The following is a 15,318-nucleotide window of genomic DNA, read 5'->3' as shown; positions in this document are numbered from 1 at the left end:
ATTTAAGCGAGGGAGGTAGATCAAATAATCGATAAACTTGTACATGAGTCTGCCCAAAGCACAGCTTTCGCATTAAGCGGTTCAGATAAGCCTATATAACGTGCATTCTTTTGTGCAGGCGTATACAGGCAATATATTTATATAAACCAAAAAACAATGCATGATAAATAAAAGCAGTGCTGATTTAGGTTTTCAAGACGAGTTAATGGCTAAGTAAGAAACCCTCGAGTTTTCCAGTCAAGCTTCTTAAAGCGCGCTGTTTAAGTATCAATTAGATTCAAACCTTATTGACAATATTATGCATCCAACCAACAAAACCATGGCAATTAGTCACCATAAATTTAAAGATTAAATTGAAAACTAACAGCAAAAACTATGCCTCCTAAGAAAATATGACACCATTTTAAACAATATAAATAAGATTACTCCCCACCACATTTTCAACTAAGTCTCAGTTATTTCAAAATGATCGACCAAGCGATCTAGTAGTTTTCGTATCGCGATGGATTGGTGTTTTCTAGAACGATATATCGCATAAACCCCCAAGGATACAGGCTCGTAATTGGGCAATACATGAACTAGTTTCTTGTCGTTGATCATAGCTTGTACTGCGTGTTTAGGTTGTAAGGAAATACCGCGCCCTTTAAGCACTGATTGTAGTAATAACAACGATTCATTGGCACTGTAATTACCTGATACTGAAGTCACAACCGCTTGCTCATTTTTAGTGAAATGCCACAAACTTTTACCAAAATTAGAATAAATAAGACAGTTATGTTTGGCTAAGTCATCAGGATAAACAGGATAACCATTGCGCTTTAAATACGCTTCTGTTGCACACAATACTGAACGACACCGCCCAAGAGGACGCGCAATAATATTGGGATCTAATTCATTGGTTATGCGTATTGCCAAATCAATTCTGTCTTCAACGAGATTGGTAACTTGGTTACTGATATGCACGTCAATGTGCACTTTTGGAAATTCATCTAGAAATGCATCAATGACGGCTGGCAATAAATCTGCTGCAACAAATTGAGAGCAAGCAATACGAATAGTGCCTTCTGGTTGCGCCGCGTGCTCAGATGCAAGCGGGGCAGATACTTCTTTAGCAAAATCGAGTATAGATCGGCAATTCTCAAATGCTTTTTCACCTGCTGCGGTGAGTGTGAGCTTTCGAGTAGAGCGATGAAGCAATTGCGCATCCGCCCAGCGTTCCATTTCGCTTAAATATCTTGTCACCATAGACCGTGACATATCCAATGACTGAGCTGCACCGACCATACTGCCTTGCTCAACAATTCTAACAAAGACCTGTGCTGCGGTAATTCTATCCATTCTCTGCCTATATGTTCGATTTGTGCAACTAACTATTACCCTTAATAGGGTTTGTTGCAACATATTTGCAATTTACACTTGCGTCATCAACTCAATTTACGGCTTTGACAGGACAACAATGAAGACCTTACATTTCATCATGGATCCACAATGTGGTTGGTGCTATGCCGCTGCACCACTGTTAGATGCGCTCACTCAATTGACAAACATCGAAATTAAGATGCATGGCGGTGGATTATTTTCAGGCGCAAAAAAAGGGTCATTATCGGTAAGTTTTCATCAGCGCATAAAAGAAATGGACAATAGGATCACCGCATTAACTGGTCAAGTATTTAGTCAAACCTACTACTCGATACTATTAGAAGATAAACAACGCATTGTCGATTCTGACACTCCCATTGCTGCACTTTTAGCGGCTGAGTCCTTAGGGATTAATCCGCTATCCATGTTGCACAAAATGCAAATAGCCCAATTTGTCGATGGCTATTCTCAATCAAATATTAAAAATCTAACTAGTATTGCTAATGAACTCGGTTTGAGTTCAAACGGTTTCATCAGTGCATTTGATGCTTTTAATGGCGAGAAAACGCAGCAGCATATTCGCCAAGCAGGACATATGTTGGATTTAGTCGGTTCAAGTGGATTCCCTACATTTGCGTTTGAACATTCAGATGGTGCATTTACCAAATTAGACCACAGCCGTTATTACGGCCAAACAGGGCAGTGGATTGCTTATGTAAAACAATCAATGGATACCGTCGATTAAACAACTGTTACTCAACAAGACATGACTTAAATACAATATGGAAAACAATATGAATACTACATTGGACACTAAAGCGCTAAATCAGAAGGCACTAGATCAAAAGGCACTCAATCAACTGTTTACCGAAGCTCGCACATTTAATGCTTTTACGGATAAAGCCGTGCCAGATGAATTGATTAAACAACTTTATGAGTTAATGAAGTGGGCACCAACATCCATGAACTGCCAACCTGGTTATTATTTGGTGGTAAAAAGTGCGGACGCAAAAGAGAAATTAAATAAAGCGTTAGCTCCGGGTAATCAGCAAAAAAGCCTAGCAGCACCGGCCTCGGTGATCATTGCTTCAGACACGCAGTTTTATAACAACTTACCAAAGCAATTCCCTGCTTATCCGACGGCTAAAGACATGTTCGAAAACAATGAAAGTTTCCGAGATACAACTGCGTTTAGAAACTCAAGTTTACAAGGCGCGTATTTCATCATGGCGGCTCGTAGTCTTGGTTTAGATTGCGGCCCTATGAGCGGATTTGACAACAAGGTGGTCGATGACACCTTCTTCCCAGAGGGTCGTTACAAGTCTAACTTCATCATCAATATTGGTTATGGCGATGCCACTAAAAACTATCCTAGAGGACCGCGTCTCGCTTTCGAAGATGTCGTCAAAATACTTTAGCGGCTGACGCTAAACCGCCATTGGCAACGTTATAAATGGTGTGTTTGGCTCCAGTAAACCTTTTAGCTTAAACCGTTATCAATACAATATTTAGTCGCTGCAACTGCAGCATTTTAGAGGTGATTATGAAATTTTTGTCAAAATTAATTCAGGCAAGCGCGATGTTAACTATGATGGCAGTATCCGCCAGCGCTGTCAGTGCAACATTAACAACGACCGTGTTTAATCCACAAGAAAAGAGCATGTTCCCTGTTAGCTCAGTGCTAATTACAGGGCCCAAAGAAGCCATCTTAGTGGATGCTCAGTTTCAGCGTAATGACGCACAGGCTGTAGTTGAGCTGATAAAACAGTCAGGTAAAAAACTGACGACTATTTACATTAGTCATGGGGATCCAGATTATTATTTTGGACTTGATGTGATTACCGCTGCCTACCCCAATGCCAAGGTGTTGTCATCTGCCACAACCCAAGAATACATAAAGGCCACAATGGCGTCTAAAAAAGCCTACTGGGGGCCTATCCTTAAAGAAAATGCACCACAAACACTGGTAGTGCCAGAAGTACTACAAGGCGACACCTTAACCGTTGATGGTGAACAGGTTAACGTTATTGGCCTTGAGGGGCACGATCCAAAACATACTTTTGTTTGGATCCCTTCCAGTAAAACAATCCTTGGGGGCGTGGTGATTTTTAACAATATGCACGTTTTTTTAGCTGATAGTAAAACGCCAGAGTCGCGCCAAAATTGGTATAAAACCCTTGATGTTATTGAAAAGCTAAACCCTACAACGGTGATATCTGGGCATATGTTGGGCGACAAGCCGATGACCATTCAAGCGGTTAAATTCACCCGCCAGTACATTGAAGAGTTTGAAACTGCAGCCAAATCGGCAGCCAATTCAGAGGAATTAATGGCCAAAATGAAAGACATTTATCCAAATATTGGCGGCGACAGCATATTGGGTTTAAGTGCAAAAGTTATCATGGGCGAAATGCCTTGGGGCTAAGCACCACAGCATAAATCAACCTCAACTCGAGATAATAGCCTTTCTATTATCTCGCTTCTTATGTTGCATTAAGCTGCAATCAATACCTAAAAATACGGAACCTCATTCATGACAAATCTAGACATTATTAAAAGTACTTATGAAGGTAAAACCTCAGAAGACAACGGTAAAAATCTTAAGCGTTATATTTCAAACGAGACACGTTGGACTGAAGCTGCCGGCTTCCCTTATGCTGGGACGTATCAAGGATTTGATGAGATTGAACAAAATGTATTTGCTCGTTTAAGCACTGAGTGGATTGATTACAATTTTGCAGTGGAAGACTATCTTGCCGCAGGTAACAAGGTTTTTGCTTATGGTACATATAGCGGAACCAATAAAGCCACTGGCCGATATTTCAAGGCGAGAGTAGCCCATCTTTGGACACTTAAAGATGGAAAAGTCATCAGTTTTGAACAATTTGTCGATAGCAAAACTGTTTGTGATGCGATGGTATAAACAATGCCGTTGACTTAACGATTGCTCATTCAAGGACTAAGGCTAAGTCAGTATTTATCGGCTAATAAAAAAGGAGCCTGGTTAAGGCTCCTTTTTTTGGGGGTAAATGATCGATATCAATAAGCTTTAGATAAGCTACTCTTGATAGCTTTTAGCTTAGAAACGGCCAACAACACCAATTGCAGCACCGAAACCGTCTACGTCAGAATCAAGTACTTTTGATAGTTCAAACGTAGCAGAAAAAGCGTCATTCATACGTAACCAGTAAGCGGTTTTTGCAGTAAAGTTATCGTCAAAACCGTCATCTGCATAACCTAAACCAACAGACCATGCTTTGGTTACATACCAGTCAGCGTTTACGTTAAACATATCGTCAGCATCGGTATGAGTCCACATTGCACCTAAGTCGATACCTGTAGTGCTTTTTAGATCGATAAAGCTACGAACTTCAACACCATAAATAGAATCTATATCGCTACCATCAACATAGAATGCAGCTACTTTAGAGCTGTCGTTGAAGTAGTAACCTACATCAAGTTTGTACGTATCAGTATCGAAAGCACCTGCGTCGTAACGTTGAATTGCCGCGCCAACAAACCACTTTGAATCGAAAACATACGTGCCATCGACGGTGAAAATATCAAGGTCAGCATCATCAATCATTGAATAGCTAGCGCCAACATTGGTAGATTGTGCTAAAAAGCCATTTAATGCATATGGGCCTTTTTCTTGTGATACTGAATCAACATAGAAACGGTAGTTTAGATCCCACAGACCATCACCAAACTCTTCAGTATTAGCAGAATATTCTAGACCTGCTTGATGGTGAAATGGTGCATCTTGTGCAGCGACCGCTGGTAGAGCAGCAAAACCTAATACTAGTGCTAATGCAGTAACGTTTTTCATCAATCATTCCTTTATTTGATTATTTTACGCTAGGTGATTCAAGCAGATAAATAGAGTGGATTAACCAAATGGGTTCATCCTTTACCTTAAACGTCGCCTAACCGTACTGTTGGCCTACGTGCTTCCCTAGCGGCGCATACTCTAGTGTAATGTCACTTTAAAATAAACCCCAAAACATAAAATTAATGATTTATTTCAATAGAATACATTAAAAGTAATGTCCCTTTAATTATCACTACCTACTTTAGTAATAGATGACTTTGTAACCGCTACGTTGACTAAATGTTAATCCGTATAGGTTATGTAATGAGTAAACGAGCTTGTTAAGTATTTGATTTACCGTGCTGATGGCGATAGGTTACTGTCAGTACATCAATTTTATCTACCTGGAAACGTCAATGTCGACTGTGTTTAAGTTCATCAAAGGTGGCTTATTAAGCCTTTTTATTATTTTTATCATCCTTGTTGCGTTTAATTGGCAAAGCGTTAATCGCTTATACAGCGTAGTCACCTTATTTGATGAATCCCTCGTGGTAAATAATTTCTCCAATATGAAGGATGTCTTTTTTAACAAAAAAATCGATAAACAAGGCGAGCCTTATGTGTTCGACGTCGCCTTAACGCCTTTGCCTGAATCGTTTAACTATCGAAACAGCTCAACCAATACCGAAGCGTTTCTCACTCGCAGAGCAACAACCGCATTACTGGTGCTTAAAAATGACAAAATAACCTACGAGCAATATTTTCTAGGCACTAAAAGTGATGACAAACGTATCTCGTGGTCAATGGCCAAATCATTTGTGTCGATATTGTTCGGCATGCAGGTGGATGCTGGCAACATAGATATTGAAAAAACAGTCGACTTTTATCTGCCAGAGCTTGCCAATTCCGGTTATGGCAAGGTCAAAGTAAAACACGTATTACAAATGTCATCTGGGGTTAAGTGGGACGAAGACTATCAAGATTTTTATTCTGACATTAACAAAATGGGTCGTGTACTGGCCATTGGCGGCTCGTTAGATCAAATGACCAGTGAACTGGTTAATGAGTCTCCCTCAGGCAAAGCATTTCATTATGTCAGCATGGACACCCACGTGATTAGCATGATACTCAGGCGAGTTAGTGGGAAATCATTAATCGAACTTTTACAGCAAAATATCTGGAACACCATCGGCATGGAAAGCGATGCCTATTGGCTGACTGATTCTCAAGGTAGCGCATTTGCGTTAGGCGGCTTAAATGTTACCACCCGTGACTACGCCCGCTTTGGCCGCTTATTACTCAATAATGGCGCATTTAATGGCAAGCAAATCGTGTCAGCTGCTTGGATAAAAGCCGCAACCACCCCACAAGCGGATTACCTACAACCGCAAGTGGGCAAGTTAGGCTACGGTTATCAAATTTGGTTACCGCCAGAAGCTGAGCAAGGCGAGTTTTTCTGTGTCGGCGTTTACGGACAATATATTTATGTAAACCAAAAACACAATGTGGTGATCGTTAAAAACAGTGCCGATTTAGGCTTTCTTGATGAATTGAATTCAAAACAAGAAACCATCGAATTTTTCCGTGAGATTGTGGCGTCATTAAGATAAATATGGTTATTGACTTACCCTCTGTTCATTTAAGTGATTAAGGCTAAGTCTGCATTTTCAACCAAAAAAAAAGCGACTTGAAGGTCGCTTTTTTGTTTTACATTGATTTATATTTGCCAGGCCGTCAGAGGGAAAATATTCTGGCTGGAGTTATTAATGCCCCACTTCATCTGAATACCATAAAGACTAAGCATAATGGTTACTTTTGCGTTAGCAGTAGGCGCTGGCAAAGTTTGACAAAATCAGATGAGGTGACAATCCCTAATACCTGGTTTTGCTCATCGACCACCGGCAAACAGCCTAATTTATTGTCGATAAAATATTGCACCACAATGGTTAACGGCTCATCCAACCCTAACTTTTGCACTTGAGTATCCATCACCTCAGCAATTGGCGTGTAACGCTCTTTTCTATCAAGCGCCCCTTGGCCATATTTGTTGAGCATGGTTAACACTATGGCAATCATCTTTTTATGGGTTAGCATCCCAATGAATTGCCCTGTCGTTTCCGAAATCACCGGCAGATGGCGCACATTGCGAGTTTGCATTAATTGATGCGCATCTTTAAGGCTAGCCTCATGGCTAATACACACTGGATTAGGGGTCATAATATCGCGCACATTCATGGTCTATCTCCTTAACTGGCACAGGTTAAATAATAGTCAAAAGTAAAATGTTACGCTAACAATCTCAGCCAACGCTCATAAGCATAGCGCTACACTGTGATGCTAGCTCGGCCATAAATATCGGCAAATATTTCGGGCATGCGTTTTGGCCGGCCGCTAGACAAAGCAATACACACAAACTCGGTGCGAGCCGTGAGTAAAGACACACCGTCACTGCGGCGAATAAACTCAAAATGGCGCGCCAGCTTTAGCCTGCCATCGCACTCAACAATCCAGGTAGCACAATCGATAACATCATTAAGATAAGCCGCAGCCAAATAATTAATCTCATGGCGGCTAATCGCCATGCCTCTATCTATCGTTTTATATTGCTCAATCGTTAACCCAAGCGCATTAGAGTGTGCCCAAGAGGTTTGCTCTAATTGGCTAACATAAGCGACATTATTAGCATGTTGATAATGATCAATTTGTTCCGGGCTGACAGTCCAACTAATAATAAAAGGATCGGCATGTCGCCATTGTTGAGCTGCAATAGTGTTGTTTGAATCGGGCATCCGTTTCGCCTGTTGTGATTAAAATCGATTGATTGTAAAACTAATTTTTTTGAAGAGGGGGAGACACTAACGTTTCAGGGTTATTTTGCCAAACACACTGGCATCAATAAAGCCTCTGTTTTTGTCACCATTAACCGGGGTAATCTCATGAGAACCCATAAAATGCTCTCTTACTGGGCTGCCATCATTATCGCAATAGGCGAGCATAAAACCGATCACTTTATTCGGTGTTAATAATAAAGGCTTATCTTGCTGGTCTTCTTTAAAATCATTAGGATACAGCTTAATCGCCACCTCCCAAATCATGTTGTAAGGCGCCTCGCTACTGCGCTGCCAACGACTTTTTAAATGCGACGTATACAGGTGAGCTTGTTTATCTGGGCCATAATCGGCGGCTTGATTGTCTAGGCCAATATGGTACGCAAATGCACTGTGGTTAAACTGATGATCGCCGCCTGAGGCATCGCTATCAATAAAAATCTCTAACGTGTCATCATCCCAATAATTCACCGCTGGGTCGGCATGGGTATCAAGCAACACATCGTCGGTAATTTCAGCTTGCAGATACAAATAGTGCTCATCCCACAGCAGCTTATATTTACCGCTAAAATCACTCGCAGAATCTGGCAACACCCCATCCATTAAATACGGCATAGCCTGCCATTTAGCCTGCTGCCATGCTACGTCGGCAACCCCATCAATCTTGATAGGCGTTGCGGTATAGTCAACATCCATAGCAAACAGTGTCGGGCTACTAAACAGTAATCCCAAAGAGAATAACGAATATTTCATAAAGCTAATTTCTAGTCGGTTTTACATAGACTCGCTTAATCTGACAGCGAAAACAATCATGAATGTGACCCACGCTTAAAAGCTCTGCGTCTGAAATAAATCGGCCCAACAATCTGCTCAAAACACCGCAGGCTAGCGGGTACGTTAAACGTTTACTCTGACACCACTCTTACACCACTTATAAAGTGACCACAAAAAAGCCCTAATCTTTGCAAGATCAGGGCTTATGTATTGAGTGACTACATACACTCAGAGCCAGTATTAACGGTAAAGATTAACCTGCTTTAGCTTTAGCTTTAACTTGAATTCGATAAGCATGTAGCAAAGGCTCTGTGTAACCAGAAGGCTGAGATTTGCCTTTAAAAATCAGATCGCATGCTGCTTTAAAGGCGATGCCGTCAAAGTTAGGCGCCATATTAGTGTACAGCGGATCACCGGCATTTTGAGTATCGACCACAGCGGCCATTTTTTTCAACGCCGCCATCAATTGCGCTTCACTGCATAGGTCATGTTCAAGCCAATTAGCTAAATATTGCGATGAAATTCGCAAGGTTGCTCTGTCTTCCATCAAGCCGACATTATTAATATCAGGCACTTTTGAACAACCCACACCTTGATCAATCCAGCGCACAACATACCCCAAAATACCCTGGGCATTATTTTCTAGTTCAAAAGCAATTTGCTCATTGGTGAGTGTTACCCCTTCAGCAAGTAAAGGAATGGTCAACAAACTGTCAATGCTAGCACGTGGGCGTTGTTTAATTTTTTGCTGAACATCTGCCACATTAATTTGATGATAATGAGTAGAATGCAGCACGGCACCATTTGGCGACGGCACCCACGCTGTATTTGCGCCCGCTTTAGGATGAGCCGCTTTTTGCTCAAGCATCGCTGCCATTTCATCTGGCATTGGCCACATGCCTTTACCGATTTGAGCGCGACCTTGTAAGCCACATTCAAGCCCAATATCGACATTCCAATCTTCGTAAGCACTAATCCACTTTTGCTGCTTCATCACCGATTTAGGCACAAACGCGCCCGCTAGCATTGAGGTATGCAACTCATCACCCGTACGGTCAAGAAAGCCAGTATTAATAAACACGACGCGATCTTGCGCAGCCCTAATGCACTCTTTTAAATTCAGTGTCGTTCTGCGCTCTTCATCCATAATGCCTACCTTAATAGTATTACGCGGAAGCTTGAGCGCATCTTCTATCTTAGTAAACAGGTCACAGGTAAATTGCACTTCTTCAGGGCCATGCATTTTAGGTTTTACAATATTCACCGAACCTTTGCGGCTATTACTACGACCATTATTGTTACCTTTAAGGTCGTGCATCGCAGCAAGCACAGTTATCATGCCATCAAGTATCCCTTCAGGTACTTCGTTGCCATTTTTATCCAGCACAGCATCAATGGTCATCAAGTGACCCACATTACGCACAAATAGCAAACTTCTACCGGGTAAAGTGACTGTTTTTACCTCTGCATTCTGGTTGGCACTCTGGTTGGCATTAGCAGCGGTATAGACGCGATCGTCATTGAGCTCTCTTACAATCTCTTTACCATTTTTAGTCAACGAGGCAACTAAGTTACCTTGCATCAAACCTAACCAATTGCGATAAACTTCAACCTTGTCTTCAGCATCAACTGCGGCGACAGAGTCCTCACAGTCCATAATGGTGGTAACAGCGGCTTCAACCAGTAAGTCTTTAACGCCAGCGCGATCGCTGCCACCAATAACACTGCTTGGATCTATTTGAATTTCGATATGCAGACCATTGTTAACTAACAAAATAGCACTTGGTGCATCAGCACTACCTTGGTAACCCACACATTTATCGGTTTGGGCCAAGGTTGTGGTGGAGCCGTCAGTTAATTGCACCCGTAACACACCCGCGTCGAGATAATAACGGGTCACATCGGCATGGCTGCCTTGCGCTAAAGGCGAAGCTGTATCTAAGTGCTGTTTGGCAAAAGCGATAACTTTGTTGCCGCGTACCGGATTGTATTGTTTGGTGAGCTCCGCGCCACCCTCTTCAGATATAGCATCAGTACCATATAGCGCATCATACAGGCTGCCCCAACGAGCATTGGCAGCGTTAAGCGCAAAGCGAGCATTTTTAACCGGCACTACAAGTTGTGGTCCAGCTTGCGCAGCAATTTCATGGTCGACATTTTCAGTGCTAATTTGAAAAGCTTCACCCTCAGGCACCAGGTAACCTATTTCATATAGAAAAGCTTTATATTTTGCAGGGTCAAAATCTTTGGTGGGATGGTCAATATGCCATTGATCAATTTGCTGTTGTAGTTGTTGTCTTTTTTCTAACAGCTTCACATTAACCGGAGAAAATTCGCTAATAATGTCCTCAAATTTTGCCCAAAAGGTTGCTGAATCAATGCCAGTACCTGGGCAAATGTCACTGTCGACCAATTGCCACAATGCTTGCGCTATGTGTAATCCACCTACTTGAATACGTGCTGTCATTTTATATCCCTACCTTAATTTCTGTGCGTTGACCGTAAACTTAGCCTTAAATCATTGGCTCTAAATCATTAGCCATAAATAACTCGCGCAAACTCATTCCACTGTTAACAGCTTACTGTTCATACGCAGTAATACTTTACTCTATATCAAAGTTATCTTATTTATCCAATTTATGCTCATTATCACCACTATTCACCAAAGATATGGCAAAATGGTGTTTTCTGGTTAATTTGCAACATATACGTAACTAAAAATCACAATAACAATAAGGTTAAACATCCCCTCTATTTATCTCTTCTGCGGTTTTAGTGATCAGTTGTCGCATCCATTGATGCGCGGGATTATGCTGAAGCAAAGGGCTCCAGGCCATAGTTAAGGCGATGGGTTGAATAATAAAAGGCGGCGGAACAATACTCACCCGTTCATTATTGATGTGATGACGTGCCATCTTACTTGGTATGGTTGCGATCAAATCTTGTTGCTCAGCCAACAAACAGGCGGCTTGATAATGGCGTGTAAAAACGGTGATCTGGCGTTTCACCCCAATTCGAGTTAATGCTTCATCTACCCAGCCTAAACGCTGAACATCATCTGGGTTCATCCCTACCCCAACGCCCATCCCTGTTTTACTCACCCACACATGCTTAGCTTTTAAATAACTGTCTAAAGAAAACTTCTTTAACACAGAATTACCCTTACTAATCAAGCAGCTAAAATCATCACTCCACAATATTTTTTGATGGAATGATTGCGGAATACTGTCAAAACGGTTTATCACCATATCGACTCTTCCTTGTTCTACATCAGGGAAACTGACATCACTTGGGGTCATTATATCTAAAATAATGTTGGGTGCTTGAGTACGAAGCTTGGCAATGAGCGGTGGAATTAACGTCGCTTCAGCATAATCACTTGCCATAACACGGAAGACTTTATCACTTTCCAGTGGATCAAAATTGGCACGCGGTTGTACGGCTTTTTCCAGCCCAATAATCAGCTCACTGATAATGGGTTGTAATTCATTTGCACGTTCGGTCGGCGTCATGCCCTGACTGGTGCGAATAAGTAACGGGTCATCAAACAAGTTTCGTAAGCGCTTTAGGCCGTTACTCATTGCAGGTTGGCTGATCCCAAGTTGGTCAGCTGCTTTAGTTACGTTTCTTTCACGCAGTAAAACATCTAAATAAACAAGGAGGTTCAAGTCGATACGAGATACATTCATATGGTGAATACCGAAAATAGTAAGTATAAATTAGGCTTATTTAACCAAATCTAACTATTATTATCAACGTAATCAATTGCCGCTAATCTATTTGTTAAAGGAATATACACATGACTCACTACAACAGTAATATCGATGAAGCTGCTACCTTGATTAATTCAGAAGGTAGTGCATGGAATGCCATCAACCCAGAGTCAGTCGCTCGCATGCGTCTACAAAATCGTTTTAAGACTGGGTTAGACATCGCAAAGTACACTGCTAAGATCATGCGTGAAGACATGGATAACTACGACAAGGACTCATCGCAGTACACCCAGTCTTTAGGTTGCTGGCATGGTTTTATCGCCCAACAGAAAATCATCTCGATTAAAAAGCACCTTTTAACCACCAAGCGTCGTTACTTATATCTTTCAGGTTGGATGGTAGCTGCACTGCGTAGTGAATTTGGTCCATTACCTGACCAATCTATGCATGAAAAAACCTCTGTTGCTGCGTTGATTAAAGAGCTATACACCTTCCTACGTCAAGCTGATGCTCGTGAACTAGGTGGTCTTTTCCGCGAATTAGATAGTGCCAAAGAGTCGGATAAAGCAGCGATTCAACACAAAATTGAAAACTTCGAAACCCACGTTGTACCTATTATTGCCGACATTGATGCCGGTTTTGGTAACGAAGAAGCCACTTACTTGATGGCAAAACAAATGATTGAAGCCGGTGCTTGTTGTATTCAATTAGAAAACCAAGTGTCAGACGTAAAACAGTGTGGCCACCAAGACGGTAAAGTCACCGTGCCACATGTTGAATTTTTAGCAAAAATTAATGCGGTTCGTTATGCATTTTTAGAACTCGGTATCGATGACGGCGTCATTGTTGCGCGTACCGATTCATTAGGTGCAGGTTTAACTCAAAAAATTGCTGTCACTAAAGAAGCTGGCGATCTAGGCGATTTATACAATAGCTTCCTTGAAGTTGAAGCCGTTGATGCAGCAAAACTTGAAAATGGTGATGTGGTATTCAAGCAAGGTGGCAAACTGGTGAAACCGGCTCGCCTACCAAATGGCTTATTTAAGTTCCGTGCTGGTACGGGTGAAGAACGTTGTGTACTTGATTGTATTACTTCATTGCAAAATGGCGCTGATTTATTGTGGATTGAAACTGAAAAGCCTCATGTATCTCAAATCGGTGCCATGGTTAACGAAATCCGTAAAGTTGTTCCTAATGCCAAGCTTGTGTATAACAACTCGCCATCGTTTAACTGGACGCTTAACTTCCGTCAGCAAGTATTTGATGCGATGCAAAAAGCAGGACAAGACGTTTCAGCTTACGATCGCCCTCAATTAATGAGTGTTGATTACGATGGCACTGAGCTTGCTATCCAAGCTGATGAAAAAATTCGTACTTTCCAATCTGACTCGGCCCGTGAAGCAGGTATTTTCCATCACCTTATTACACTACCGACTTACCATACAGCAGCACTGTCTACCGACAATTTGGCTAAAGAATATTTCGGTGACCAAGGCATGTTGGGTTATGTTGCCAATGTTCAACGTAAGGAAATCCGTCAAGGTATCGCCTGTGTTAAACATCAAAACATGGCTGGTTCAGATATCGGTGATGCACATAAAGAGTACTTCTCTGGTGACCAAGCGCTTAAAGCGTCTGGTAAAGACAACACAATGAACCAGTTTTAAGACCGCTTTTATAGACTATAGCGAGCTGTTAAACTCGCGATAACTGACACCAAAAAGCCTGAAGCAAACCTTCAGGCTTTTTTGTATTTAACTCTCCTGAACAAAAAGAAGTGGGAGCACAAATTACAACACACTACTTTTTAATGATTTTATATCAACTTTTCGTCCAAAACAGTGCGCTAAACCATTGCAATAAACAGACCCAATAGCGTAATGTATAACCAATAAAAAACAAACGCAGGCCAAGCTCTTAATCCAATAAGAGAACGCCTTTCAGGGAAGAAGAAGCCAATCATTCGCTTGTAAAAGCCAGTTCATTTGAACCATACAGGCACCAAGTGAAAAGTTAACTCTGACCCACTTATTCTTGTATTCCTGGAGATATCAGTGAGACCTTCACTTATTAAATTACTCGATAAAACATTGTTATTTCGGTATTCACTTCCTAATAAACAATTAGGGTTAGATAGGGTTGATATTAGTACGCTAGAAGATGATGCTTTTGAGTGTGTAAGTGATTCATCATTATCTGAAATTATTTATAATTCTATAATTGAATCTTCATTTAATGAATTTGATATAACAGGAAAAGACCTAGAGAGTTTATTAGGTGCAGCACTTCGCACAAAAATTAAATACAAAGAACATCAGACTAATGAAACCAAGATAAAATATGGTTTTTTTGGAGAAGTTCTACTTTATTTGATGATTTATCATTTTTATAAATCTAAGCCATTAATTTCAAGAGGGTATTTTTATAACCCTCTTGAAAATTCAGAAACTAAAGGATATGACTCATATCATTTAGTTGAGGAAAATGGCAACGTGGAACTATGGTTTGGAGAAGTTAAGTTCAGAGATACTTTAGGTAGTGGTGCTAAATCAGCTATAGAAGGCCTCGATAAAGCATTTACCGATGCTTATCTAGAGGAAAATGTTTTAGCTATGGTTAACCATACAAATAACTTTGCTATGACTGGAAGTAAAATAGAAGAAATCGTTGAATTATGGCTTGATAACTCATCTATTAATATTATTGATGAAGTAAAAAAACATAAAATGAAGTTGGTCTATCCCATTCTTTTGATATACCCAGACAACTCTAAAGATTTTAAATCTAAAATTAAAAAAACTATTGATCATATTAATTCTAAATATTCTAAAAA

At 41.0% G+C, this 15,318-nt stretch carries 14 protein-coding genes; 7 read left to right on the top strand and 7 right to left on the bottom strand.

Going from position 1 to position 15,318, the window contains the following annotated elements; all coding sequences use genetic code 11:
• Nucleotides 1-444 precede the first annotated feature (444 nt).
• A complete protein-coding gene (locus H5202_RS10230; protein ID WP_182771989.1) occupies nt 445-1,338 on the bottom strand; it encodes a LysR family transcriptional regulator in 894 nt (297 codons plus the stop codon).
• A 118-nt stretch (nt 1,339-1,456) separates the two neighbouring features.
• On the opposite strand from H5202_RS10230, the gene H5202_RS10225 reads away from it, so the two are divergent.
• The 4 genes from H5202_RS10225 to H5202_RS10210 all read left to right on the top strand — a co-directional run bounded on the left by H5202_RS10225 (nt 1,457) and on the right by H5202_RS10210 (nt 4,282).
• The gene (locus H5202_RS10225) at nt 1,457-2,104 is read left to right on the top strand and encodes a DsbA family protein (protein WP_182771988.1); all 648 of its coding nucleotides are present in this window, start codon (nt 1,457-1,459) and stop codon (nt 2,102-2,104) included.
• Nucleotides 2,105-2,153: 49 nt separating this feature from the next.
• Complete coding sequence (locus H5202_RS10220) at nt 2,154-2,777, top strand: malonic semialdehyde reductase (RefSeq protein WP_182771987.1); 624 nt, start codon at nt 2,154-2,156, stop codon at nt 2,775-2,777.
• Between the two features lie 125 nt (nt 2,778-2,902).
• Nucleotides 2,903-3,784 carry an MBL fold metallo-hydrolase gene (locus H5202_RS10215; protein WP_182771986.1) on the top strand — a complete coding sequence of 294 codons (882 nt, stop codon included), beginning with the start codon at nt 2,903-2,905 and terminating at the stop codon, nt 3,782-3,784.
• A gap of 108 nt (nt 3,785-3,892) precedes the next feature.
• Nucleotides 3,893-4,282 (top strand): nuclear transport factor 2 family protein, encoded by a 390-nt coding sequence (locus H5202_RS10210; RefSeq protein ID WP_182771985.1) that lies wholly within the window; start codon nt 3,893-3,895, stop codon nt 4,280-4,282.
• A gap of 156 nt (nt 4,283-4,438) precedes the next feature.
• Here the strand turns inward: H5202_RS10210 and H5202_RS10205 are convergent, their stop codons facing one another.
• Nucleotides 4,439-5,188: a putative porin gene (locus H5202_RS10205; RefSeq protein ID WP_182771984.1), complete on the bottom strand. Its 750-nt coding sequence runs from the start codon at nt 5,186-5,188 to the stop codon at nt 4,439-4,441.
• A 398-nt stretch (nt 5,189-5,586) separates the two neighbouring features.
• Between H5202_RS10205 and H5202_RS10200 the strand changes: the two genes are divergently transcribed.
• A complete protein-coding gene (locus H5202_RS10200; protein ID WP_259397267.1) occupies nt 5,587-6,780 on the top strand; it encodes a serine hydrolase domain-containing protein in 1,194 nt (397 codons plus the stop codon).
• Nucleotides 6,781-6,979: 199 nt separating this feature from the next.
• On the opposite strand, the gene H5202_RS10195 is transcribed toward H5202_RS10200, so the two are convergent.
• The 5 genes from H5202_RS10195 to H5202_RS10175 all read right to left on the bottom strand — a co-directional run bounded on the left by H5202_RS10195 (nt 6,980) and on the right by H5202_RS10175 (nt 12,461).
• Complete coding sequence (locus H5202_RS10195; protein WP_182771983.1) at nt 6,980-7,405, bottom strand: CBS domain-containing protein; 426 nt, start codon at nt 7,403-7,405, stop codon at nt 6,980-6,982.
• Nucleotides 7,406-7,494: 89 nt separating this feature from the next.
• Entirely contained in the window at nt 7,495-7,959 is a 465-nt protein-coding gene (locus H5202_RS10190) for an acyl-CoA thioesterase (protein WP_182771982.1), read from the bottom strand.
• Nucleotides 7,960-8,025: 66 nt separating this feature from the next.
• On the bottom strand, nt 8,026-8,751 hold the full coding sequence (locus H5202_RS10185) for a CBM9 family sugar-binding protein (RefSeq protein WP_182771981.1): 726 nt from the start codon (nt 8,749-8,751) through the stop codon (nt 8,026-8,028).
• A gap of 274 nt (nt 8,752-9,025) precedes the next feature.
• Nucleotides 9,026-11,239, bottom strand: coding sequence for a malate synthase G (locus H5202_RS10180; protein ID WP_182771980.1), 2,214 nt, complete (start codon nt 11,237-11,239; stop codon nt 9,026-9,028).
• A 271-nt stretch (nt 11,240-11,510) separates the two neighbouring features.
• Nucleotides 11,511-12,461: a LysR family transcriptional regulator gene (locus H5202_RS10175; RefSeq protein ID WP_182771979.1), complete on the bottom strand. Its 951-nt coding sequence runs from the start codon at nt 12,459-12,461 to the stop codon at nt 11,511-11,513.
• Nucleotides 12,462-12,571: 110 nt separating this feature from the next.
• Between H5202_RS10175 and H5202_RS10170 the strand changes: the two genes are divergently transcribed.
• Entirely contained in the window at nt 12,572-14,152 is a 1,581-nt protein-coding gene (locus H5202_RS10170; protein WP_182771978.1) for an isocitrate lyase, read from the top strand.
• A gap of 387 nt (nt 14,153-14,539) precedes the next feature.
• Nucleotides 14,540-15,318, top strand: a 779-nt coding sequence (locus H5202_RS10165; protein ID WP_182771977.1) for a Hachiman antiphage defense system protein HamA, incomplete at its 3' end; no start/stop codon positions are given.

Source organism: Shewanella sp. SG41-4 (assembly GCF_014164505.1).
Taxonomy (GTDB): domain Bacteria; phylum Pseudomonadota; class Gammaproteobacteria; order Enterobacterales; family Shewanellaceae; genus Shewanella.
The sequence above is the reverse complement of the archived record's forward strand: the minus strand, read 5'-3'. Positions and strand labels throughout refer to the sequence as shown.

What these genes read in the sequence shown, in the direction of transcription:
- H5202_RS10225 (WP_182771988.1), top strand. Translation starts at nt 1,457, where the DNA reads ATGAAGACCTTACATTTCATCATGGATCCACAATGTGGTTGGTGCTAT.
- H5202_RS10220 (WP_182771987.1), top strand. Translation starts at nt 2,154, where the DNA reads ATGAATACTACATTGGACACTAAAGCGCTAAATCAGAAGGCACTAGAT.
- H5202_RS10175 (WP_182771979.1), bottom strand. Translation starts at nt 12,461, where the DNA reads ATGAATGTATCTCGTATCGACTTGAACCTCCTTGTTTATTTAGATGTT.
- H5202_RS10195 (WP_182771983.1), bottom strand. Translation starts at nt 7,405, where the DNA reads ATGAATGTGCGCGATATTATGACCCCTAATCCAGTGTGTATTAGCCAT.
- H5202_RS10190 (WP_182771982.1), bottom strand. Translation starts at nt 7,959, where the DNA reads ATGCCCGATTCAAACAACACTATTGCAGCTCAACAATGGCGACATGCC.
- H5202_RS10215 (WP_182771986.1), top strand. Translation starts at nt 2,903, where the DNA reads ATGAAATTTTTGTCAAAATTAATTCAGGCAAGCGCGATGTTAACTATG.
- H5202_RS10205 (WP_182771984.1), bottom strand. Translation starts at nt 5,188, where the DNA reads ATGAAAAACGTTACTGCATTAGCACTAGTATTAGGTTTTGCTGCTCTA.
- H5202_RS10170 (WP_182771978.1), top strand. Translation starts at nt 12,572, where the DNA reads ATGACTCACTACAACAGTAATATCGATGAAGCTGCTACCTTGATTAAT.
- H5202_RS10185 (WP_182771981.1), bottom strand. Translation starts at nt 8,751, where the DNA reads ATGAAATATTCGTTATTCTCTTTGGGATTACTGTTTAGTAGCCCGACA.
- H5202_RS10180 (WP_182771980.1), bottom strand. Translation starts at nt 11,239, where the DNA reads ATGACAGCACGTATTCAAGTAGGTGGATTACACATAGCGCAAGCATTG.
- H5202_RS10200 (WP_259397267.1), top strand. Translation starts at nt 5,587, where the DNA reads ATGTCGACTGTGTTTAAGTTCATCAAAGGTGGCTTATTAAGCCTTTTT.
- H5202_RS10230 (WP_182771989.1), bottom strand. Translation starts at nt 1,338, where the DNA reads ATGGATAGAATTACCGCAGCACAGGTCTTTGTTAGAATTGTTGAGCAA.
- H5202_RS10210 (WP_182771985.1), top strand. Translation starts at nt 3,893, where the DNA reads ATGACAAATCTAGACATTATTAAAAGTACTTATGAAGGTAAAACCTCA.